The organism is Microcoleus sp. D3_18a_C4, assembly GCF_036702415.1.
Classification (GTDB): domain Bacteria; phylum Cyanobacteriota; class Cyanobacteriia; order Cyanobacteriales; family Microcoleaceae; genus Microcoleus.
This window is the reverse complement of record NZ_JAUBTI010000039.1, coordinates 23,758-46,515: the sequence shown is the minus strand read 5'-3', so window position 1 is coordinate 46,515 and position 22,758 is coordinate 23,758. Positions and strand designations below refer to the sequence as shown.

Here is a 22,758-nt window from a genome sequence, read left to right as displayed (position 1 = left end):
ATACTTGCTATTCTACTCACTCTGGCTGAGTTTCTGCCTAGTTTTATTTTAACTTCACACACGATCGCCCGCCCCCAGGCCCGATCGATGACAAAACCCTCAAAAATTCAGGGTAAAAGCTTAAGGATGAGGTACAACCGCTTTTCCTAGCCCATCTCGCCCGGTCTGGCAAGTCACCCAAGTCGCCTGATGTGCCTTGTACAATAGGTATAAGCAAGTGTAAATTTATGTTGCGATCTGAGGCAAAATTGACAAATTCTCTGCTGTGGCACCAACGGGTGGGAACTCAACGAGACTGGATGTGGCGGGGTTGGCAAACTCGCTACACTTATTTGCGGCCGGTTTTGGGGCGAAATCAAGACGCGATCGAATCTCAAGATTCTGCGGCCCCGGCAATTGCCCCGCACGCATCGGGAACGCCGATTATTTTACTGCACGGGTTTGGAGCTTCGATCGGTCACTGGCGACAAAATCTCGCCCAACTCGCCGAAAACCAAACGGTTTACGCCTTGGATTTGTTGGGGTTTGGCGCTTCCCAAAAAGCTCCGATCGACTATTCTGTCTCTTTGTGGGTCGATCAAGTTTATGATTTTTGGCTAACTTTTATCAGAGAGCCAGTAATATTGGCAGGAAACTCGATCGGCTCGCTAATTTGTCTGGCCGTCGCCGCGGCTCACCCGGACATGGTGGCCGGCACGGTGATGATTAGCCTCCCAGACCCCTCTGTGCGAGCCGAGGCGGTGCCCGGATGGCTGCTTCCGGCGATCGAAGCGGTTGAAAGTTTGTTTGTTTCTCCGATCGTACTGAGGCCTCTGTTTTATTTTGCCCGCAAGCCTTCCTTTGTCCGTCGCTGGGTTGGCTTTGCCTACTCCAACCCCGAAGCTGTTACCGACGAATTAGTGGAAATTCTAGCAGGGCCAGCGGGCGATCGGGGAGCAGCCCGCGCCTTCTGCGCTTTATTTAAAGCTGTAGGCAGTTCACAATTTTGCCCCAGTGTCAAGACTGTGCTGCGAAATTTAAGAATCCCGATGCTGTTAATTTGGGGCAAACAAGACCGGATGATTCCCCCTCGGTTCGCCCGACCCCACCAATTTGTCGAATGCAACCCCAATTATTTAGAGCTAGTTGAATTAGACAATGCGGGCCACTGTCCCCAGGATGAATGCCCGGAACAAGTAAATCAAGCCATTTTGAACTGGATGAGCCGGAATTTTGCACCTATGGGCGAGAGCGAATTGCAGCACTGTTGATTAGACGTCAACTACCGCACACCAACCCGAAGGGTCTGGTGTGGGCTTGAAAAAGCCTGTTGACCAGACGGCTAGTTCTTGACTAGCAGGCGTTAAGACCAAGCGTTAAACTTCGTACCTTGAAATGCGTGCCAGTTTCAAGCTCTACAACCGAGCAATTAAACAGGTGATTAAGGGAAAGCCAGTGTTGCTCAGATAGTACCGAGTCTTAACATCGTCGAGGCAAACTTAACCAAGAAATTGAGTGATGCAGTAATGCGTACATTTGTCCTAGATAAAAACTTGAAACCTCTTGACCCATGCCACCGGGCACGGGCAAGAGAACTATTGAAAAAAGGGAGGGCTAAGGTTTTTAAACGCTATCCGTTTACCATTGTTTTACAGGATAGGATTCTCGAAGATTCGGTAACTCACTGTCACCGAATCAAAATTGACCCAGGTAGCAAAACTACGGGTATTGCCGTGGTTCAAGAGCAAACAGGTCGCGTCACGAACGCATTAGAAATTGCTCACCGAGGGCAACAAATTAAAGATACTCTCGAATCTCGCAGAACGCTCAGAAGAGGGCGTCGCAACAGAAAGACCCGTTACCGCCAACCCCGTTTTTTAAACAGAACCCGTAAAACAGGATGGTTGCCACCATCTCTTGATAGCCGTGTTGCCAATATTGAAACCTGGGTTAGGCGAATCAGAAAGGTCTGTCCCGTTACCGCCATTTCTCAAGAATTGGTGCGTTTCGATTTACAACAGTTCCAGAATCCTGAAATTTCTGGAATCGAATATCAAAGGGGCGAATTATTCGGTTTTGAAATTAAGGAATATTTACTGCAAAAATGGAATAGGAAGTGCGCTTATTGCGGTGCGACAAATGTTCCTTTCGAGGTTGAGCATATTCTCGCCAAGTCTAAGGGAGGAAGTAATCGGGTCAGCAATCTGTGTCTTAGTTGCCATTCCTGCAACCAAGCCAAGGGAAGTAAACCCGTTGAAGAATTTCTCAAGAAAAAACCTGAAATCCTTCAGCGGATACTAGCCCAAGCCAAGACACCTCTACTGGATGCAGCAGCCGTCAATGCTACTCGTTGGGAGCTATACAGAAGACTACAGTTAACCGGACTGCCCGTGGAATTGGGTTCAGGGGGACGAACAAAATTCAACCGCCAAACCAGGGGAATAGAAAAACAGCATTGGACTGATGCAGCTTGTGTCGGGGAATCAACTCCCGAAAGACTACTGCTAAATAGCGTGAAACCTTTGCTAATTAAGGCTAAGGGACACGGAAGAAGACAGCGCTGCGGAACCGACAGATTTGGCTTCGTGCGATTCGTTCCCTACAAAGTGGAAGGCTATGCAGCCTGAAACGAACTAGGGGCAAGGAGAACCAACCTCTCGTAGTGGTTGGAACAGAACCTTGACAACTTGATTGACCTGTAGGTGAACCCTAATAAGGGTAATTCCTGCCGCCTTGACGCTTAGGTTGAAGCATCTCCCCCAGGATGGCGACTGACTGTCAAAATCTGGAAATCAGCAGGGGGGAGAAACGACAGATAAACCTTACCTCAGAGGATAATCTGGCTAGCTAAGTTAGGACGGGTTAACGTTCAGTAAACTCACTTGAAACCTTCGTTAATTTGAAGCTGCGGAAATGAGGAGAGAATAGCCAAAAGCTATGACCGCAGCCGTCAAAAAGACAATGGGGAAATGTGGCTGGTGAATTGAATCCGTCACCAGAAAGCGTTCACGCAAGTTATCAGCTAGATAACTATACTAACCCCGGAGGAGTGTGAGAACCCACCCCTGACGCAATTAGGTCAATCAGGAACGAATTAAGTCCCCTGTCATCTCTCCGAGTAGGTCGATACTCTGAGCAGGTAGTCAGCCGCATGAGGCAGGGGAATAGGATGGCTTCAGAAGCTAACGCCTTGGGGAAAGCCCAAGGATATGCAGACAGAAGTCCGACTGTTTGGAAGATGTAGAGGTACAAGTAGTAGTACATATACCGTGAGATGAAGGCAAGTAACCCAAAATGTGAAAACCAGAGTACGGATGGTAAGCCTGACGAGTGGAAGGACATTCCCTGGCGCAAGCTGGAACGTAAGGTTTATAAGCTACAAAAGCGCATCTACACAGCCTCGCAGCGTGGTGAAACTCCTCAAGTTCGGAAGCTACAGAAGCTACTGATTAAGTCCAGAGCTGCAAAGCTTCTGGCTGTCAGGCGGGTCACGCAGGAGAACAAAGGCAAGAAAACCGCTGGCGTCGATGGGGTGAAAGCGTTATCCCCACGTCAGAGATTGGAACTTGCTAAGAACCTGCGAATAGATGGTAAGGCAATGCCGACGCGAAGAGTTTGGATAGACAAACCCGGTCGAGATGAGAAACGCCCCCTTGGTATACCCGTCATGAGAGACAGAGCGAAGCAGAAGCTAGTGGAACTAGCTCTTAACCCAGAATGGGAGGCTCGCTTCGAGCCAAATAGTTATGGGTTTAGGAAAGGACGCTCATGCCAAGATGCGATTGATGCTATCAACAGCAGTATCCAAAAGATGCCCAAATGGGTATTAGATGCGGATATTGCCAAGTGTTTCGACCGTATAAACCATGAAGCTCTACTCACAAAATTGAATACCATGCCGCACCTTCGTAGGCAAATCGAAGCCTGGTTGCGATGTGGAGTATTGGATGGAATGAAATACTTCGACACCACAGAGGGAACCCCGCAAGGGGGCGTAATTTCCCCCCTTCTGGCTAACGTTGCCCTTCACGGCATAGAAGAACTGCTCAACCAATCCTTTGGCGGGGGATATTACGTTTCCCCTCAAGGAAAAAGAAAACGGTACACAAGTAATACCGTTCGGTTAATCAGATATGCCGATGACTTTGTAATACTGCACGAAGACCTAAAAACCATCCAACAAGCCCAAAAAGTAGTAGCTGATTGGCTTCAAGACATGGGTTGGGAATTAAAGCCAGAAAAAACTAGAATCACACATACTCTTGACGGAGGAAAAGAGTATGAAACTGGGTTCAACTTCTTGGGTTTTCACATCCAACAATACGAAGTTGGAAAACACCAATCCCGGACAAAAGACAAAATCAAAAGACTTGGCTTTAATTTCAATACATTAATCACCCCAGCCAAAGATAAGGTACAGGCTCACTTGGACAAACTCCATAACTTAATCTTGGAGGGTAAAGCAAAAGCCAAACCCCAGGCAGGGCTAATAGAAGAACTTAACTCCGTTGTTCGGGGATGGGCGAACTATTACAGGACAGTCAATAGCTCTAAAACATTCCATACGCTAGACCACCTGATGTACCAAAGACTACGGCGATGGGCAAAACGTCGCCACTCCAATAAGAATAAAACCTGGATAGCTGGACGCTACTGGGGTATAAACAGAGGGGAAGGCTGGGAATTCACCGACACAAAAACAGGGGCAACGCTATATAAATATTCCGACACGAAAGTCATCAGTCCTGGCACTAAAGACGAGTATGTGAAGGTCAAAGGCGAAAAAAGCCCCTACGACGGTGATATAGCTTACTGGGCTGCAAGAACTGGAAAACATCCTGAGTTGCCTAAACGAAAATCAATTCTGCTCAAGCAACAAAGACAAAGATGTACTCATTGTGGGTTATATATTACCGATGTACTGGATACGGAAGTCCACCATAAGGACAAAAATCACAAAAACAATTCATGGGGAAACCTTGAACTTGTACACACAATCTGTCACGACCAGATACACGGTAACTAAACATATGAGAGAAATCACGCTGAAGGGAAACAACGGCAGGTTGGAATCTACGGAGTATTGATAGATGAATCTCCGTTATTTATCTAACCCCCAAAGATGAGATAGGCAAACGCCACACTCCCCCCTAAACCTGAATAACGGCAAGAGGCTTGCTATGACAAAGCGTCCACAGTTGAGGAGCCGTGTGAAGGGAAATCTTTCAAGCACGGTTTTGAAGACCAGCGGGGGAGGTGACAAACCCGTTGAGTTCAACCCCATTCGTCATGCACCGGCCCAAAAGTTCTTCATGGGTTTTCAAACTGGGGACTTGGTGAAAGCTAACGTCCTCACTGGAAAATATGCAGGAAGCTACACAGGCAGAATTGCAATTCGGTTTAGACCAAGTTTTAAGCTAACCGCAAGAGACAAATGTTTTGACGTGCATCCAAAACATCTGACAACTATTCATAAGGCTGATGGCTATGAATATTAGTCCTAAAAACAAGGATGCCCTGTCGGGCAACTTATTTATTGGCGACAATTTCCCAGACGCTAATCCGTTGGCGGTACTCGCGGAGCTCGATATATCCGCCTCGGTTATAGCGTCCGCCCCCTTGTCGCATTTTAGGTGGACGACTCATGGAGCAAAGTAAGTCTCCGTCTTTCTGTGATGTCATGTATCTACTGTTATTGATGGTTGCTTCTTTGAGAAGCTCAGAGATTGACACAATCACCAAGATAGTGTATCTTCTCTAACTGGTAGTACACATCGAAGTTATGCAGTTAGTCGAAAGGCAAGTCATTAAACCAAATCACAGGTTTTACCCAGAAGCCGATCGATTGTCTTTGCTGTCCAACAAACTTTACAACTGCGATAACAATATCTACGGTCAAAACTTTTTCTCAGGTCAACCAACCAATGCTCTGGCTGTCGATCGTACACTCAAAAAGAGTCTAAAGTACAAAGCATTGCCGACCAAAGTAACACACAAAACTCTCCCGTTACTGCTGAAAACATGGACTAGCTATCATAGTGTTAAATTGGCGGGCGCGATCACGATCGCCCCACTAAATTTCAAGCAGCACCGAAAACCACTGATTAAAAAAATCAGAAAAGAAAGAGCAGGGGCGATATGTAGTTGTATTTAACTGTCAATGTGTTAGCAAAAAAGCTTTTGCCAAAGAATATGTCAGTTTGTCTGGGACTAACATTTGGCGGCCTTGAAAAGTTACCTAAATCTGGGAAATCCGGATTGTTACCGAGGTAAGTTGTTAAGTTATTGAGGTAGTTGAGGAAAAGTTAGAACAAAACGCAAGTGTAAAGCGGATTATAACCCTGGCCGTAACGAGCTTCGCCAACATTAAAAAGCTATGAAACCCCTCCCTGGAAGATCGGTAAAATTCTACCTTCTAACTTGTACCTTCTAACTTCAAGAAACACCTTGTCTCTTGCTCCTAAAAATAAATACCTTCCCTTGTGTCCACAATCTTTCAGTCTGCTTATAACCGATCGCCCCCACGTATACGGGAAAGTTCAAAAATGCCGGGATCTGGCATTTGGGAGCCTGTTAACGCATAAAAAAGTCAATTTAGCCAACAACTGACGGCCCCCGTGCCCCCGGTCTGCTGGCGGCTAACTGCTGAAAGCCTCTGAGGGCAAGCAGCGCCCTTCCAGCTTTTGGCAGTAACGCAAACGAGGAAAAAACTGTCGTGAAATTCCACTGGCTACTACCGAGTTTCTTAAGTGTATTTTTGCTCGCCGGAGCCGCCGAAGCAGCTAGACTGCAATCTTGGCGGTTTGATGATTCAGAGAACCGGCTTTACATTACAACAGAGGGGGGAGTACAACCCAAGGCTCAACTGATTTTCAACCCGATGCGGTTGGTAATCGACTTGCCGGGGACGAGTCTGGGTCGTCCCTCGGTCAGCAGACCGCTCTCAGGGGCGATCGAATCGGTGCGGGTAGGGCAGTTTGACAACAATACGACCAGAATTGTGGTCGAGATCAGAGACGGGTTTACTATAGACCCCGAACAAGTAAAATTCCGGGGTATTTCTCCGAGCGAGTGGACAGTGGATTTGCCAACGCCGGTGCGGGGAGAAACTCAAAATCCGATTTCAGAGCCAGGGGGAGAAAGGTTATCGGTTGAACCTTCAGCATCCCAAGCCCAGTCGGCTGAGGCGACTGTAGTTCAGAACGTTCAGGTGACGGCGGACGGTTTTTTAGTCCGCACTGCGGGCGGTCGCCCCCAAATTAATTTTGAACAAAGTCGGGCTGGGGACATCGCCACCCTCGATATTGAAGGAGCGAGTTTAGCGCCGGGCCTAAGCAGCCAACAGCCTCAAACGAACGGTCAGCACGGGGTTGACAAGATTGAAGTCCGGGAACTACCAACAGACCCGCCCGTTACCCGCGTGACTTTGCGGATGAAGAGTCCTAATACTCAGTGGCGGGCGTCTGTGAGCAATTTGGGCGGGGTTGTGCTATTGCCGGGAGGTGTATTAAGACAGCCCTCGGTTCCCCGCCGCCTGACTGTAGACCCTCCGGCTAGACAAGCTCAAGGAAATTTAGCGAGAGTTCAGTCAATTGATTTAGCCAGTAACGGCACGCAACTGGTGGTGAGAACTGACCGCCAAGTCTCCTATACCAGCGGGTGGGATCAGGCGTCGAGAGCTTACTGGATCAGGATCGCCTCTAGTGTCCTGACGGGCGAAATTCCTCAGCTAGATGCCAACAGTCCTGTATCGTTTAGTGCCAGCCAAGAAGATGCGGAGACTGTGGTGGTTTGGGTGCAGCCGCGATCGGGGGTAGAGGTAGGCCGGGTGACGAGACCGAACCCGCAGTTGCTGTCTTTGCAGTTGCGATCGAATGCTAGCGCGCAGCCTTTGACTCGCACTCCCAATTTGCAGCCTTTGCCGAGAAGGACTTTCGGAACCGATGATTTGCCCCAAGCTTCTAACCGCCGCGCCGTAGTAGCGATCGATCCTGGTCACGGTGGCCGCGATCCGGGGGCAGTCGGGATTCAGGGCATTCAGGAAAAGGAGATTGTTTTGGATATCTCGCTTCAGGTGGCGAGGCTGCTGGAACAGCAAGGGGTGCAGGCGGTGATGACTCGGACTGACGATAGGGAAATCGACCTGGACCCCAGAGTTTCTTTGGCGGAACGGGTGAATGCTACTTTGTTTGTCAGCATTCACGCTAATGCGATTAATATGAGTCGGCCGGATATCAATGGGATTGAGACTTATTATTTCAATAACGGCCAAGATTTGGCCAGGGTGATTCACGCCAGTATTTTGGAGGGGACGGGGGCGAATGACCGCCGAGTGCGGCAGGCGCGATTTTATGTTTTGAGGAAGACTTCTATGCCTTCTGTTTTGCTGGAGGTGGGTTTTGTGACGGGTGCTGATGATGCTGCTAGGCTGTCTGACCCAGCTTACCGCAGTCAAATGGCGGCTTCGATCGCTCGCGGCATTTTACTTTATCTTCAACAAAGATAATATATTGCCGGAGGGATTGGTAATTGGTAATTCGGCATTGGTAATTGGTAATTTTTCCTGATGACTCATGAGTGATGGCTGATGCCTGGTGCCTGCTGACTATTGACAACCGACTATTGACAATTAACAAATGACAACAGACTCTGGACAACAAAGAATCGGTATTTTTGACAGCGGCGTGGGCGGTTTGACTGTTTTGACCCAGTTGTACCGACAATTGCCCAACGAATCGATACTTTATTTTGGAGATACGGCGAGGCTGCCTTACGGCACTCGCACGCCGTCGGAAATTGTGGAGTTTGTCCGCGAAATTATGGCCTGGTTGGTGGAACAGGATGTGAAAATGGTCATTATGGCCTGCAACACCAGTTCTGCTTTGGCGATGGAGATGGTGCAGGCGGAATTTGATATCCCGGTGCTGGGAGTAATTCTGCCGGGGGCGCAGGCTGCGGTGCAGCAAGGCAAACGGATCGGGGTCATCGCAACTCCTGCTACGGCTGCTAGCAATGCTTATCGAAATGCGATTTTGGAGATGGACGATTCTTGCCTAGTGTGGCAGGTTAGCTGTCCGGCTTTTGTGCCGCTGGTGGAGCAAAACCGGATTCACGACCCTTATACTTGTGAGGTGGCTCGGGAATATTTGGCTCCTTTGATTCAGCAGCGCATCGATACCCTGATTTACGGCTGCACTCATTATCCGCTGTTGGCTCCTGTGCTTCGCTCGCTTTTGCCGGCTGGGGTGACATCGATCGATCCTGCGGTACGGGTGGTGGCTGCTGCTGCTAGAGAATTGGAGCTTTTGGGGCTGCGGAATCCTGGTACTGCGTTACCGACTCGTTTTTGCGTGAGCGGCCCCCCGCAGCAGTTTGCCGAGTTGTCGGTGCAGTGGCTCGGTTGTACTCCTGCTGTTGAGAAAATATCCCTGCCGACAGTTGTACGTAGCGAAGCGGGGCGTAAGCCATCGCCCGTATCGCTCGAATCTGCCGAATAAGCCGGAAAATTTATCCGTTAATTAAACCCCCCAAAACTCAGGTAAAGCTGGCTCTGGGGGGTTTAATTATTGCGATGTAACCTAGCAATTACACATCAATAGGTAATATTATTGAACAAAAGCTTTGATGAACAATGCAAATAATGTCCTATACGTGCTGGAGCTCTTCAGCCTTGAACCATGTCACCCTATGTATCACAAGCAGTTTTACTTGTAGACGGCTATAACATAATTGGACTTTGGCCTCGACTCCGAGAGAAGCGCGATCGCGACGAACTCGAAACAGCACGCCGCGAGTTGATTGAGGTTTTAGTTAACTACAGCGCCGTTCAAGATTTTGAGGCTCGACTTGTATTTGACGCGCACTATCGAGATACTCCCGGCGTTAAAGAAATTATTACTAAAAATTTATCGGTGCACTACACTGACTTCGGTCAGACAGCAGATACTTATATTGAAAAATCTTGTGCTAGTTTGCGCTACGAGTTGCGATCGGTCAAAGGCAAAGGCCGCATGATTGTCGCCACCTCCGACCGAGCGCAGCAATTGACCGTAGTCGGCTACGGTGCCGAATGGATGTCCGCCGAACAACTAGCGGCTGACGTAGAATCCACTGCCCGCCGCAGCGAGCGCCGGCACAAATCCCGCAAACAAAATTCCAGTCGCTTTCTCGCCAGTTCCCTCGATCCAGAATCCCAGCAGCGCCTCGCCAAGTTGAGAATGGGGCTGCATTAGCTGCTGAAACCCGCTCGCTGTCTGATAAAAAAAAAGTTTCTCAAAGGCCTTGCCAAATCGAGTAAGTTCAGCTATTGTTAGTAAATGTGGGTAACAAAAACCCCCAATCCTCGGTAGCTCAGTGGCAGAGCGGTCGGCTGTAATGAATGCAAGCCTTTGGCATCAACCAAAAGCCCTAGTGACATAGCAGCTCTATCCGGTAACGGGTACTGAAAAATCGGGTGAATTCAAGGAAACCGCAGCACTTCGGGTGGCGGCAATCTTGAGCCAAGTCTGGCGAAAGGCAGCGGTTACGATCGCAAGTAGCCGGAAAGGTGCAGAGACTAGAGATGAGGAGCCTAACCAATAAATCTCATAGCGCCCGACATCCGACGACAGATCGCAAACATGATTTGTAGGGATGATGAAATAGTCCGCGCCCTTCGGAAACGTTGGGATAAGTGTAACCGATTGGTCGTAGGTTCAAATCCTACCCGGGGAGTTAGTAAAAGTCAGAAGTTGGAAAATTCCAGCTTCTGACTTTTTGTTTTTAAGATTTTTATTTAACTATAAAAGAGAATACCCAGCTTCCCGACTTCGCAGAAGTTGTCGGGGAGCTAAAAGAACAGCGCTTTACGTTTAATTAGAACGACATACTGAAGTGTGTTGTCTGTCGCCTAAACTTGCGTTTTCCAGCCCTGGGCTTTCCCTTCGTTCTTGGTGACAAGGCTCAAAGCTAGAGCTAAACCTTGAAGTTATAGAGATCAGTCTGTCATGTGTGCGATCGGCATCACAGAATTTGTTACAATATTGCAATCAACTTGGTGAGGTGTTCGACCGTACATCATTAAGTCGGAGTTCAAACCCGATGTTCGCCTGTCCGCGCGTCCAGACACTTTCAAAGTTTAGGCATCTCGCTATCTAAAAAATCCCAGACTCACTACTGATATTTTAAAGTATCGAAAATTACCAGTTTTACAAAAAATACTTAAGTACCGCCCGCCCGCGCTCCGATCGATATCAAGCGCAATGTTAACCCAAAGCTTCGTCAGAGAATAAAACCCATGAATACACTTCCCGGTTACAAAATCACAGAAGTTGTTCAACCTGGTGTGAAGTCGATCATTTATCGCGCAGTCAGGGAATCCGATCGAACATCAGTCATCATTAAAACACTCAATACCGAGTACCCCACAATAGAAGAAATTACCCGGTTGAGACATGAATACAAAATTAGCTCGAATCTCCAAATCGAAGGGATTGTTAAACCCCATAGCTTAGAAAAATATAACAACAGTTTCGCTCTGATATTAGAAGATTGTGGCGGTCAATCTCTCAGACACCATCTAGCGGGTAAAAGTATTAAAGTTCCGAAGTTTTTGCCACTGGCTATTCAAGTGGCTCAAACTCTCGGAGAAGTGCATCAAAGCCAGATAATTCATAAAGATATAAAACCCTCAAATATTATCATTACCCCAGATTTTCAACAAGTAAAAATCACCGACTTTAGCATGGCAACGCGCCTATCTAGAGAGGTTCACCAAAATAGCAATGCCACCGTACTAGAAGGCACTCTAGCCTATATATCCCCAGAGCAAACCGGTCGGATGAACCGCGACCTTGATTACCGAACTGACTTTTACTCTCTAGGCATCACGTTTTATGAAATGCTTACAGGAGAGTTAGCGTTTAATTCAACCGACCCCTTAGAATTAATTCACAGCCACATTGCGGTGACGCCAGTTCCTCCCGATCAGTTAAACAAGGAAGTCCCCCTGGTAGTTTCATCCATTGTCATGAAACTATTAGCTAAAAATGCCGAAGACCGATATCAAAGTGCCTTTGGAGTAAAAGCAGACCTGGAAAATTGTCTAACCCAGCTACAAACTACTGGCAAAATAGAAAATTTCATTCCAGGGACAGTTGACAAATCAGGTCAATTTTTGATTCCCCAAAAACTCTACGGCCGCAGACAAGAAGTCGCTGATTTGATGGCATCATTCGAGCGAGTCAGCTTCGGGACAACAGAGATGGTGTTGGTAAGCGGTTACTCAGGCATCGGCAAAACTTCAGTTGTCAGTGAAATTCACAAACCAATTGTCAGGCAGCGGGGTTATTTTATTGCTGGCAAATTTGACCAGTTTAAGCGGGATATTCCTTATGCTGCAATAACTCAAGCCTTTGAATCATTAATGCAGCAGTTATTAACAAAAAGCTCAGAAGATTTGGCAATTTGGAAAGAAAAGCTTTTGTCAAGGCTGGGTAATAACGGTGGAATTATTATTGATGTTGTCCCTTCTGTCGAACTAATAATTGGTTCGCAGCCTGCCGTTCCCCAATTGGAACCGACCGAATCTCAAAATCGCTTTAATCGATTGTTCAAAGAATTCATGAATGTGTTTGCCCAAGCTGAACACCCATTAGTTCTATTTTTGGATGATTTGCAGTGGGCAGATTTAGCTTCCTTAAAATTGATTCAGGAATTAGTTACTGACCAGAATAGCCGATATTTTTTACTGATAGGAGCCTATCGAGATAACGAAGTAAATTCGACTCATCCGTTAGTTCAAACTGTCGAAAAAATTAAACAGACTGGTGCGGATGTGCATCACATTATTCTCCCATGTTTAGATTTGAGCAGCGTCACTGAGCTAGTATGGGATACTTTGGGTAATCAAACGGAAAAATTAAAGTCTCTGAGCGAGTTAATTTTTAATAAAACTGGCGGAAATCCATTTTTTATAACTCAACTTCTGTCAACTCTTTACTCAGAAAAACTGTTAGTTTTTGAGTTCACTGTTGGTGCATGGCAGTGGGACATCACAGAAATTGAAGCCGCTGGTCTTGCAGATTACACTGTCGTTGAATTAGTTGCGCGGAATCTTCAACAACTGTCGGAGGAGACGCAGGAAGTATTAAAATTAGCTGCTTGTATGGGCAACCGTTTTAATTTAGAAAATTTGGCAATTGTTAGGGAAAAATCCGGCTCGGAAACCGCGGCAGATTTATGGGATGCGCTTCAGGCTGGTTTAATTCTGCCAATGAGCGATGCTTACAAAATCCCTCTGGTTGAGGAAATCGACTCCGGGTGTCCCAGGCATGGGGATGGAGTAGGGAGTCGCGCTCAATACGCAATATCTTACAGGTTTTTGCACGATCGCGTACAGCAAGCCGCCTATTCTCTCATCCCTGACTCGCAGAAAAAACAAACTCACTTAAAAATCGGTTCCCTGCTACTGCAGGGCGGGCACGGGGGCATCGCCCCTACGGCATCCGAGATAGCAGAAAATATCTTTGATATTGTCAACCAACTCAATATCGGGGGCGAATTCATCACAAATCAAGAAAAGCGAGATGAACTAGCTAACTTTAATCTTATAGCTGGCAAGAAAGCTAAGAGTTCTGCCGCCTATGCAGCAGCACTCAAATATTTTAATGCTGGTCGAGAACTTCTACCCGAACCAGCTTGGGAGAGTCACTACAATTTAATCATGGAACTTCACCGGGAATCGCTGGAATTATCCTATATAAATACTGATTTTGAGCGAGCATTGCAGCTATCGGATGTGATTATATTGCGCGCTAAAAATTTGCTAGAAAAAGTAAAAGTTTATGAACTCAAAGTAATTTATTATTTAATCCAAAATCAATTCCAAGCGTCGATAGATATAGGTCTCAAAGCTTTGAAAATGCTGGAAGTGTACATCCCGATAAATCCACAAAAAATGAATATTTCCCTGGAGCTATTTCTAACAAAACTAGCTTTAAGAAATAAGCAGATTGAGGATTTAGTGGAACTGCCGCCAATGACTGACCCTCATAAAATTGCTGCTCTACGAATTCTAACGAATATGACTCCCGCTGCTTTTGTAGTAGCCCCCGATATGTTCCCACCGATCATATTTAAAATGGTTACACTTTCTCTTAAATACGGGAATGCGCCACTGTCTAGTTGCGCCTATGCGAACTATGGTGTTATCCACTGTGGGGTGTTAGGCGATATTAATTCTGGATACCGATACGGTCAAATGGCTGAGGCACTTTTAGAACGCTTCCACACCAACTTGCACAAATCTCAAGTTTCAATGCTTTTTAATGGTTTTATCCGTCACTGGTCTGAGCAGGTCAGGGAAAGTCTTATAGGTTTGCTTGAGGGTATTCAGAGCGGACTAGAAACCGGAGATGTCAGCAATGCTTGTTCTTGTGCTGGTCTTTACAGCAATTATATATTTTTGAGCGGCGAACCTCTGGACTCCGTAGCCAGTAAGCAGAGTCAATGTATTGAAATGCTGGTGAAGTACCAGAATGAATTTATGATGAATCATACCATTATAGGGGCTCAAGTTGTCTTAAATTTGCAAGGTAAAACAGCTAATCCTTGCCTGTTAGTTGGCGAGAGATTTAATGAAGAAACTATGCTGCCCGCTTTAAGGGAGAGTAAAAATAATCTGGTAATATTTTTAGGATGTTTTTTTAAATCATGGCTAAATTATCTATTTAAAGATTATGCTAAATCTGCTGAAAATGCCATAACAGCATCAAATTACTCTGAGGCTGTGATGTCCATGATGTATGTTCCTCTGCACAATTTTTACTATTCCCTAGCCCTCTTAGCTTTGTATCCCACAGCTTCAAAAATAGAACAGAAAAAATATTTAAAAAAAGTTGCGTCGCTTCAGAAAAAAATGAAGCAGTGGGCTTTTCACTGCCCGCAAAATTATCAGCACAAATATGACTTAGTAGAAGCCGAGAAAGCGCGAGTATTGGGACAATATGAAAAAGCTGCTCTGTATTACGAGCAAGCAGTGAAAGGAGCTTCGGAGAATGAATACATCCACGAAGAAGCGCTAGCCAACGAACGGGCGGCAGAATTTTATCTGGCTCGCGGTCGAAACAAAGTGGCCCAGAGTTATCTGATAGATGCTTACTACGGCTATATTCATTGGGGAGCAACCGCCAAGGTCAAACATTTGGAGTCAGAGTATCCGATGTCTTTACCCCCTGCATCTGCGGCCAAATCTAGTAGCGATCGAACTATTACTAGCACTAATTATAGCACGAGTAGCAGTCACAGCAGTTTATTGGATTTGACAACTGTTGTTAAAGCATCTCAAGCACTAGCTAGCGAAATTGTGCTGGATAATTTGTTAGAAAAGTTAATGAAAATGGCGATCGAGAATGCGGGAGCCCAAAAAGGTTTTCTCCTGATGCCCAAAGAAGGAAAATTGTGGATTCAAGCAGCGGCCTCGGTGGAGTCATCGGATGTTGCAGTTGAACAATGCCCTAGAGTATCTCCTGCAGAGGTTTTGCCACTAACGGTGATTAATTATGTTGAAAAAACGCACTCTGATGTAGTTTTAAGTCAGGCTGCTAGGGAAGGCCTATTTACAGATGACCCCTATATTAAAAAGCAGCAAGTGAAATCTGCGCTTTGTACTCCTATTCTGAATCAAAGCAAACTCCTCGGCATCCTTTATCTGGAAAATAATTTAACTAATGAAGCGTTTTCTCCAACGAGGCTGGAGGTTTTGAAAATACTTTCTTCCCAAGCTGCCATTTCTCTAGAAAATGCGGTACTTGTTGCTAATTTGTCGCAGGCTAAGGAACAGTTGGAGGATTATTCGCGGACGCTGGAGGTGAGAGTAGAACAGCGCACGCAGGAATTAAAGACTAAAGAAGCTAAGCTGCAAGAAGCTCAAAAACTGGCGCACCTCGGCAACTGGGAATTTGATTTGGAGGGGGATAAATTAACTTGGTCTGAGGAAGTATTCCGAATTTTTGGTCTTGACCCTGAACTACCAGAACCGACTATTTTAGAACATAGGAAGCAAATTCATCCCGATGACCTACAGTTGTGGTTAGAGCGATTAGAGAAGATTATTCAGTTAGGAAAGCCTTGTGAGTTGGAATTGAGAATTTTGCGCCCTGATGGATCTGTCAGATATATTTATGTTAAGGCGCAAGCTATTTTTGATGGCGGTAAGGTGATTAAGTTATTTGGGACGATACAGGACATTACCGAGCGCAAGTTAGCGGAGGATGCTTTGCGACTGTCGGAGGGGCAATTGAGAGAAAAAGCGACACAATTGGAAGTTACTTTGTCCGAATTACGCTCGACGCAGACTCAACTAATTCAAACGGAAAAAATGTCTTCTTTGGGGCAGTTGGTTGCGGGGGTTGCTCACGAAATTAATAATCCGATTAATTTCATTTATGGCAATGTTCTCCATGCTAACGATTATAGCTCGGATTTGCTGGGGTTGATTGAGCTTTACCAGGACTCTTACCCGAATGCCAATCCTGAGATTGTTGCTAAAACAGAAGATATTGACCTCGCTTTTATTCAAGAAGATTTGCCCAAAATTCTAAAATCAATGCAGGTTGGGGTCGATCGCGTTCGCAATATTGTGCTGTCGCTGCGGAATTTCTCACGCCTGGATGAAGCCGAGATGAAACCAGTGGATATTCACTCCGGGATTGATTCGACTCTGCTAATTTTGCAGCACAGGTTGAAAAAGGATGCAGTCGGACATGGCATTGAGGTAGTTAAAGAGTACGGTCAGCTGCCGAAGGTAAATTGTTATGCTTCGGGGTTAAATCAGGTGTTTATGAATATTTTGAGCAATGCAATTGATGCAGTGGAGTTAGGAGTTGGGCGACCGGAGACAACTGCCAAACTAGAAAATCCTTTGTCTCCAATCTTTGAGCGAAAGATTGAGATTCGGACTGAGGTATGCGACCAAAACTGGGTGAGAATTTATATTGCTGATAATGGTCGGGGGATGACGGAGGAAGTACGATCGCGAATATTTGACCCTTTCTTTACTACAAAACCTGTGGGCCAAGGTACCGGTTTAGGGTTGAGTATCAGTTATCAGATTGTAGTAGAGAAACACGGCGGGAAGCTAATGTGCTTTTCCGCGCCCGGTGAAGGGGCTGAGTTTGTGATTGAAATTCCCGTGAAGCAGTGAACTTTTTTTAAGTTTTTATATAAGTTTTTTTAACCGCCGATAAACGCCGATGAACGCAGATACAATTCTATCTGCGTTCATCTGTGTTTATCGGCTGATATCTGCGGTTAAAAATTCTCAATCTTAATATTAAACATCGCGTTCTGTCCGCACCCATTTAGTTTGCCGCTTCAGGATAAAACCCAGATACAAAGGGATTTTCCAGAGGATGTAAAAAGGTACAGATAAAAGAGTAGATCCAGAAATATTCGCACGCCCGAATTTTGCCCAAGCGCCGACAATTGAAACTAAAATCAGCAATCCTTGTACTGCTAACAAGACGGCGGGAATTGGGGATGTTCCCAAAATTGCTGCTAGTAAAGAGGTGGCAAAAGCAGCTAGCCAGATAGCGACTAAAAGCGATAGGGGAGGGACGGATAAGTCGAGGGCGATCGCCAATAAGTCAAAACGTTTTTGCTCGACTGAAGCTGCTGTCAGCCGGGGAGTTTGAGTTAACAATGTCTGTATGTGACCGTGTTCCCATCTGGTTCTTTGACTTGTGGCTGCTTGCTGCTGCTGTGGCAAACACCCGGTGACGTTTGCTTCGGGGCAGAATACTGTTGGATGTCCGGCGATCGCCAAATCCAAACTCATCTGCATATCTTCAACAATATTGCCGCTAGCTAGGGAAACCGATCGAATTATCGACCAGGGAAAAGCCATGCCAGTACCTGTGAGTAATGATGGGAATCCTAACTGTTTTAATCCGCTGGGACGGACTAAGTTTTTCACGAGAAAGGCTAAAGCAGAAATGGAATCTTTGGGGGTAGGATTTGGTGGCTGTTCCATGAGATAAGTTGCTTGCACTGGTCTTTGTTCAGCAACTGCAACCGTGGCTAATTTTTCTATAGAATCTGGCTGACAGATGCAGTCTGCGTCAACCATGATTACTACTTCTGGGGGGTCTGATTCGATCGACTGCAAGCCAAAATCCAGTGCGTATCCTTTGCCCTTGCGTTGTGTGTCTTGGCGCTCGATCGCACTTGCACCGCAGTTACGAGCGATTTCTGCCGTGGCGTCCGTGCAGTTGTCAGCAATCACTAACAGGCGGTCTTGAGGTGTTAGCTGTGGCAATATAGTGGAGATGGTGGCCGCAATTCCTGCTGCTTCGTTGTAAGCGGGAATTAAAACTGCTACTTTGGGGCGGGGCGCTTTAGTTTCCGCTGTCTCGCCCTGGCCGGACAAGAAAGCTGCACTGCATTCTAGAAATAGAACTGCAACGGGAATTAGAAGGAGCAGGGCGATCGCCCATAGCACAACATCAATCAATAGGAACATTAGCTGATTAATTTCCACAATTCTCGTACCTTAATTTAATTTAATTTCTTGCGGTCATTGAGTTTATTTAATCTTATTGCACCTTTGTTAACTCACTGCGCCACGCTATCTAAAGTATCATCATATCATGCCCGCAAAAAATCACCCTTCTCACATTTGTTGTGAGAACTTAAGTCCTCCTAAAACTACTAGGACTAGCATCCTCACTCAAAATTAATTTGATTGCGCTTGTGCGATCGCAAATAATATCATATCATGTCAATTCTGACAATGTTAAGTCACTCAATTTAATTACACCTCAAACAAGCTCAGACGGCAGAAACCCGGTTTCTTTTAGAAACCAGGTTTCTGGGTGGTCTATTTTGAATCAACTAAACACTTAGTCGATGTTTAACATCAAATCAGGTTGCATCGGAATAATAAAATCGAGTCAAGAGTTAACACTCAACCATTCAGTTTTTCGACACCGAGTCAACTGTCAACTGTCAACTGTCAACAATCATTTCGCTCGTGCAACCGGAATTGATATAACTCATTCATCCCCTGTGGGTGGGCAGTCACGAAACAATCTCCCAACTCAAAACTATGTTCAAGCTACGCTGCATCGGGGATAGCAACAGGTTCAGATTTTTTGGTGGTGAACTGTGCGGGGGGTGCAAATTCTCTGAGATATCTCGACACCGATCGCAAATATCCCACTTCTGCTTGAATCAAATCCAGCGTAGAAAGACTCTCAACTAAGTCATCAAACTCATCTGCCGTAACTCCAGCACTGTGCAAGACTTCTTGGTTAAGCCGCCCGCAGATTCCTTGCAGGAGGAGTTCGATAATCTCGCTATAGTCAGCGATTTCCGTTCCGTAACCTTGCAATTTCTTCGGATTGATTCCCCACTGCAAAATTTTCAACAAGTCTTCAGGGGCACTCCACGCAAAAGAGGAAGCAATCACTTCTTTTTCCGCTGCGACAAGAGCGTGCTTGATTTGCACTTCGGGGAAATCTGGATCGATGATTAGGCTTTCGAGCTTTGACACTTGTTTATCTAAGACGGGCAAAGAAAAAGGAGCTAATTCTACAGTCACCATGTCGCCCGCATCGTTAACACTTCTAAAAGGATCTTCCAACACATTAATTAGGAGGTGAATGTCGGTAGGCTTTTTCCAGTCAAACTGTCCAAGGAAAAACGGTTCTTCGTATCCCGGCAAAAGTCCTTGAAAATAAATCGGCAGATTTTTGCCTGATTCAAGAATTTTATAAAGAGCTACTTCCAAGGTTTCTGTCGGCCAACCGAGATTACTTACGGCAACAATTTTCAGTTTGCCGGGAACGGACACAACCAGAGAATTCAGCAATAAATGTACGGCTTCAAAAAGATTTTGAGCAGTTACGTAGCGGTGGGGAGCGTGAACGTTGACAGTTTTACCTTGCTCTACTTTTTTGGACATTTGCTCGCAGAACAAGCTATTTTCCAACATATGAGTAAAGCGAACCATCCCGTAAGTCACATCTCCTTCTTGAGCTGCTTTGGCAAATTGCCATTCGGCAAACTTCTTCGAGGCGGCGTAAACTTCGGTTGTAAAATATCGAGATGTTTTGCCTGTGGAAGAGAAGATGCAGTGTTCTACGCCGTATTCTTCGCACAGTTGGATGACGTGTTTACATCCTAACAGGCTGGTTGTAACTGTTTCTCGGATTTTGATTTCAGCTAGTCCGGGTTGGCGTTGGGCTGCTAGGTGAAAAACAATTGCTGGTTTTTCTACCTCAAATATGTGTTTGAGCGCGTCGAGGTTGCGAATGTCGGCGGCATAGAAAGTTACAGCACCTTCTCTGTTAAAAAGCGGGAGATTTTCTTCGGGGTTTTGACATCGGGCGTTGTCTGCGGAAATGATTTTAGTTGCGCCTAATTCGAGGAGTTTTGCGATTAAGAAACGACCGACACATCCTTCTCCACCGGTGATGAGGATGGTTTTTCCTTTGATTTGGCTGCTGCAGGCGGATGCGTATAGGTGAATAGTGCGACCGCGCACGTCGCTAAAAGGTTCGCTTTCTAATTGTCCGTCGGCTTGATAGGCGGCGATTAGGTGTGCGGTGAGAGTTTGTAAGGCTGCGAGGATTTCAGGATCTTGCGGTTCCGGGGAACCGGGCGGAACTAGCTGCTGGATGCGCTCAATTATTTCCGCTTTGCTGGCACCTTCAAACACTTCTCTTTGGTTAAATGCACTCTTCACTTTTTTTGCTCCTTTAAATTCTAGAAATACGGTGGCTGATAAGCGCGTTGTTAAACTAATTTCCGAGGGACAGAATCTTTAAAAGTCTGCTTGGTTTTAGGATTTTTTCGACTGAAAGCTACTTAATTGGAAAAACACGCGAGCGGCTCTGCTTGTAGTTTTATTAAGCGCTTTTTTAACCTGCTTACTTCTGCGATCGGCCAATATCGGCAAAGTCGGAATGTTCTCTGTCCAAAATTGGTCACTACAACTATATACTTAAATTGCTGAGTGTTGGCAATACTCGGAACATATCTTTACTATTTCTTTGCAATCACCTGCGAGTTTTCACGCAATTTTAAAGTTTATGTAAAGTAAGGTCTACGTTTAAAAAACTTAACAATAAACTCGACACTGATTATAGGATTTTACTCTTTAATTAAAATGTATTTATTGTTACTAAATAAAGTAAAAATTTAAGTAAAAATACGCACCAAAGCCTTAACCAAATATTTCCGTGTGCGGAAAATCTTGTTACTTGATGAGTGGGGTAGTCCTGCAGTGCCTACCCCTGTATGTGTGCTGCTACCGGGCGCGAACGCTGCGTTCTTTTTTGCTGCCTTCAAAGCCGCGAGCGTCCCCAACATCGTAGCCTCCTGTCCGCAAGCGGCGGTCTAAATCGCTGGCTTCGGGAGAAGTTTTGGCCGCTTCTTCGATCGTGACTCTGCCCTCAAGCACGAGTTTGTAAAGACCCTGGTTGATAATCTGCATTCCTTCGTAAGTATCATGCTCCATTAATCGGAAAGCTTCATCATCAGCACCTTTCATCAAGTAATCGTGCATGGCAGGTGTATTCACCAAAATATCGTGAACTGCTACTCGACGGTTGTCAACTGTTGGCAGCAAAAGTTGGGCAATTACCGCTACTAAAGAATCGCAAATTTGAATCCGCATCGCCTGTTGTTCCTCGGGCGGGTAGAGGTTCAACAACCGGTTAATAGCGTTAATGGCGCTGCGAGTGTGGAGAGTTCCCAATACTAAGTGACCAGTTTGAGCGGCTTGCAACGCTGTATTGATGGTAACGCGATCGCGCATTTCCCCGATCAGAATTACATCTGGATCTTCCCGCAAAACAGCCCGCAAAGCCTGCTGAAACTCGTGGGTATGCAAGCCGACTTCCCGCTGGCTGACCAAGCATTTTTTAGAAGGGTGAATGAATTCGATCGGGTCTTCAATTGTAACTACGTGCTTTTGCTCCATCTGGTTGAGGTGGTCGATCATCGCAGCTACGGTTGTCGATTTCCCCGAACCGGTAGGCCCTGTAACCAATATTAATCCCTGCGATCGCAAAATGATATTTTTGAAAACTTCTGGCAACCTCAAGGAATCGATAGTAGGTATTTCCAAACTAATCAACCGCAATACTATGGCACCGCCGCTGAGGGACTCAAAACAGTTTAGCCGACACCGCACGAAGCCAGGGTAAAAAATTGCTGAATCTAATTCCTTGGTAGTTGCAAACTGTTTTCGCTGTTCGGGGGTGAGAATTTCGGCTAGGTAATTTTCAAAAATTTCTGGGGTTACTTTGGGGTGGTTAGTTGCTACTTGCATCACGCCCCGAATCCGAAATCGAGGTACTTGGCCGACTCGGATGTGAATGTCGGAAGCGCTCGCGGCCTGGGCATCTCTGACCATTTGTTCGATCGTACTGAGGGGTGTCTCAACAGACCGCTGCTGGGCTGCGGGGGGCGCACTCGGCGCTGGTGCAGGAGGTGGCGCGGGAGTTGCAGCCAAGGGCGGGGGCGGGGGCGGTGTTCGGCGGGCTTGAGCCTCTGGTCGAAGGGGTGTAGGATTGTTTAATGGGTTCATTTTTTGGTCTCCAGTCAATCGATTTTAGATTTTAGATTTTAGATTTTAGATTTACTCGACAGATTAATCTGCGAGCAGGAACTAGAGTCTAAAATTTGGGGATCGACCCTGACTGAGTGTCGGGGGCTTGTATCCGTTTTTTGGGAGGGGTCAATGTAGATTTATTGCGAAAAAATGCCCGATTTCTAATTTTATCGCTCGCAGCT

The 22,758-nt window shown here is 46.1% G+C and carries 12 protein-coding genes; 9 read left to right on the top strand and 3 right to left on the bottom strand.

From position 1 onward, the window contains the following. The first annotated feature begins 227 nt into the window (after positions 1 to 227). The 9 genes from QUB16_RS18135 (at position 228) to QUB16_RS18095 (ending at position 17,161) form a co-directional block, all read left to right on the top strand. Positions 228 to 1,250 (top strand): alpha/beta fold hydrolase, encoded by a 1,023-nt coding sequence (locus tag QUB16_RS18135; RefSeq protein WP_333318137.1) that lies wholly within the window; start codon positions 228 to 230, stop codon positions 1,248 to 1,250. Positions 1,251 to 1,505: 255 nt separating this feature from the next. Continuing rightward, positions 1,506 to 2,606 carry an RNA-guided endonuclease IscB gene (gene iscB / locus QUB16_RS18130; protein WP_333318135.1) on the top strand — a complete coding sequence of 367 codons (1,101 nt, stop codon included), beginning with the start codon at positions 1,506 to 1,508 and terminating at the stop codon, positions 2,604 to 2,606. 647 nt (positions 2,607 to 3,253) lie between these two features. Beyond that, the gene (ltrA, locus tag QUB16_RS18125) at positions 3,254 to 5,005 is read left to right on the top strand and encodes a group II intron reverse transcriptase/maturase (RefSeq protein ID WP_333318134.1); all 1,752 of its coding nucleotides are present in this window, start codon (positions 3,254 to 3,256) and stop codon (positions 5,003 to 5,005) included. A 154-nt stretch (positions 5,006 to 5,159) separates the two neighbouring features. Continuing rightward, positions 5,160 to 5,477, top strand: coding sequence for a hypothetical protein (locus QUB16_RS18120; protein WP_445251134.1), 318 nt, complete (start codon positions 5,160 to 5,162; stop codon positions 5,475 to 5,477). A gap of 284 nt (positions 5,478 to 5,761) precedes the next feature. After that, positions 5,762 to 6,133, top strand: coding sequence for a hypothetical protein (locus tag QUB16_RS18115; RefSeq protein ID WP_333318133.1), 372 nt, complete (start codon positions 5,762 to 5,764; stop codon positions 6,131 to 6,133). Positions 6,134 to 6,694: 561 nt separating this feature from the next. Then, the gene (locus QUB16_RS18110) at positions 6,695 to 8,485 is read left to right on the top strand and encodes an N-acetylmuramoyl-L-alanine amidase (RefSeq protein WP_333318130.1); all 1,791 of its coding nucleotides are present in this window, start codon (positions 6,695 to 6,697) and stop codon (positions 8,483 to 8,485) included. Positions 8,486 to 8,615: 130 nt separating this feature from the next. Then, positions 8,616 to 9,476, top strand: a complete 861-nt coding sequence (murI, locus tag QUB16_RS18105; RefSeq protein WP_333095953.1) for a glutamate racemase — start codon at positions 8,616 to 8,618, stop codon at positions 9,474 to 9,476. A 180-nt stretch (positions 9,477 to 9,656) separates the two neighbouring features. Further along, positions 9,657 to 10,211 (top strand): NYN domain-containing protein, encoded by a 555-nt coding sequence (locus QUB16_RS18100; protein WP_006635267.1) that lies wholly within the window; start codon positions 9,657 to 9,659, stop codon positions 10,209 to 10,211. A 1,043-nt stretch (positions 10,212 to 11,254) separates the two neighbouring features. Then, positions 11,255 to 17,161 carry an AAA family ATPase gene (locus QUB16_RS18095; RefSeq protein WP_333318129.1) on the top strand — a complete coding sequence of 1,969 codons (5,907 nt, stop codon included), beginning with the start codon at positions 11,255 to 11,257 and terminating at the stop codon, positions 17,159 to 17,161. A 129-nt stretch (positions 17,162 to 17,290) separates the two neighbouring features. Here QUB16_RS18095 and QUB16_RS18090 read toward each other — a convergent pair whose 3' ends face one another. The 3 genes from QUB16_RS18090 to QUB16_RS18080 all read right to left on the bottom strand — a co-directional run bounded on the left by QUB16_RS18090 (position 17,291) and on the right by QUB16_RS18080 (position 22,552). Next, a complete protein-coding gene (locus QUB16_RS18090; protein WP_333318128.1) occupies positions 17,291 to 18,478 on the bottom strand; it encodes a glycosyltransferase in 1,188 nt (395 codons plus the stop codon). A 594-nt stretch (positions 18,479 to 19,072) separates the two neighbouring features. Beyond that, positions 19,073 to 20,704 (bottom strand): polysaccharide biosynthesis protein, encoded by a 1,632-nt coding sequence (locus QUB16_RS18085; RefSeq protein ID WP_333318126.1) that lies wholly within the window; start codon positions 20,702 to 20,704, stop codon positions 19,073 to 19,075. Positions 20,705 to 21,268: 564 nt separating this feature from the next. Beyond that, positions 21,269 to 22,552 carry a PilT/PilU family type 4a pilus ATPase gene (locus QUB16_RS18080; RefSeq protein WP_333318124.1) on the bottom strand — a complete coding sequence of 428 codons (1,284 nt, stop codon included), beginning with the start codon at positions 22,550 to 22,552 and terminating at the stop codon, positions 21,269 to 21,271. Between the last annotated feature and the right edge of the window lie 206 nt (positions 22,553 to 22,758).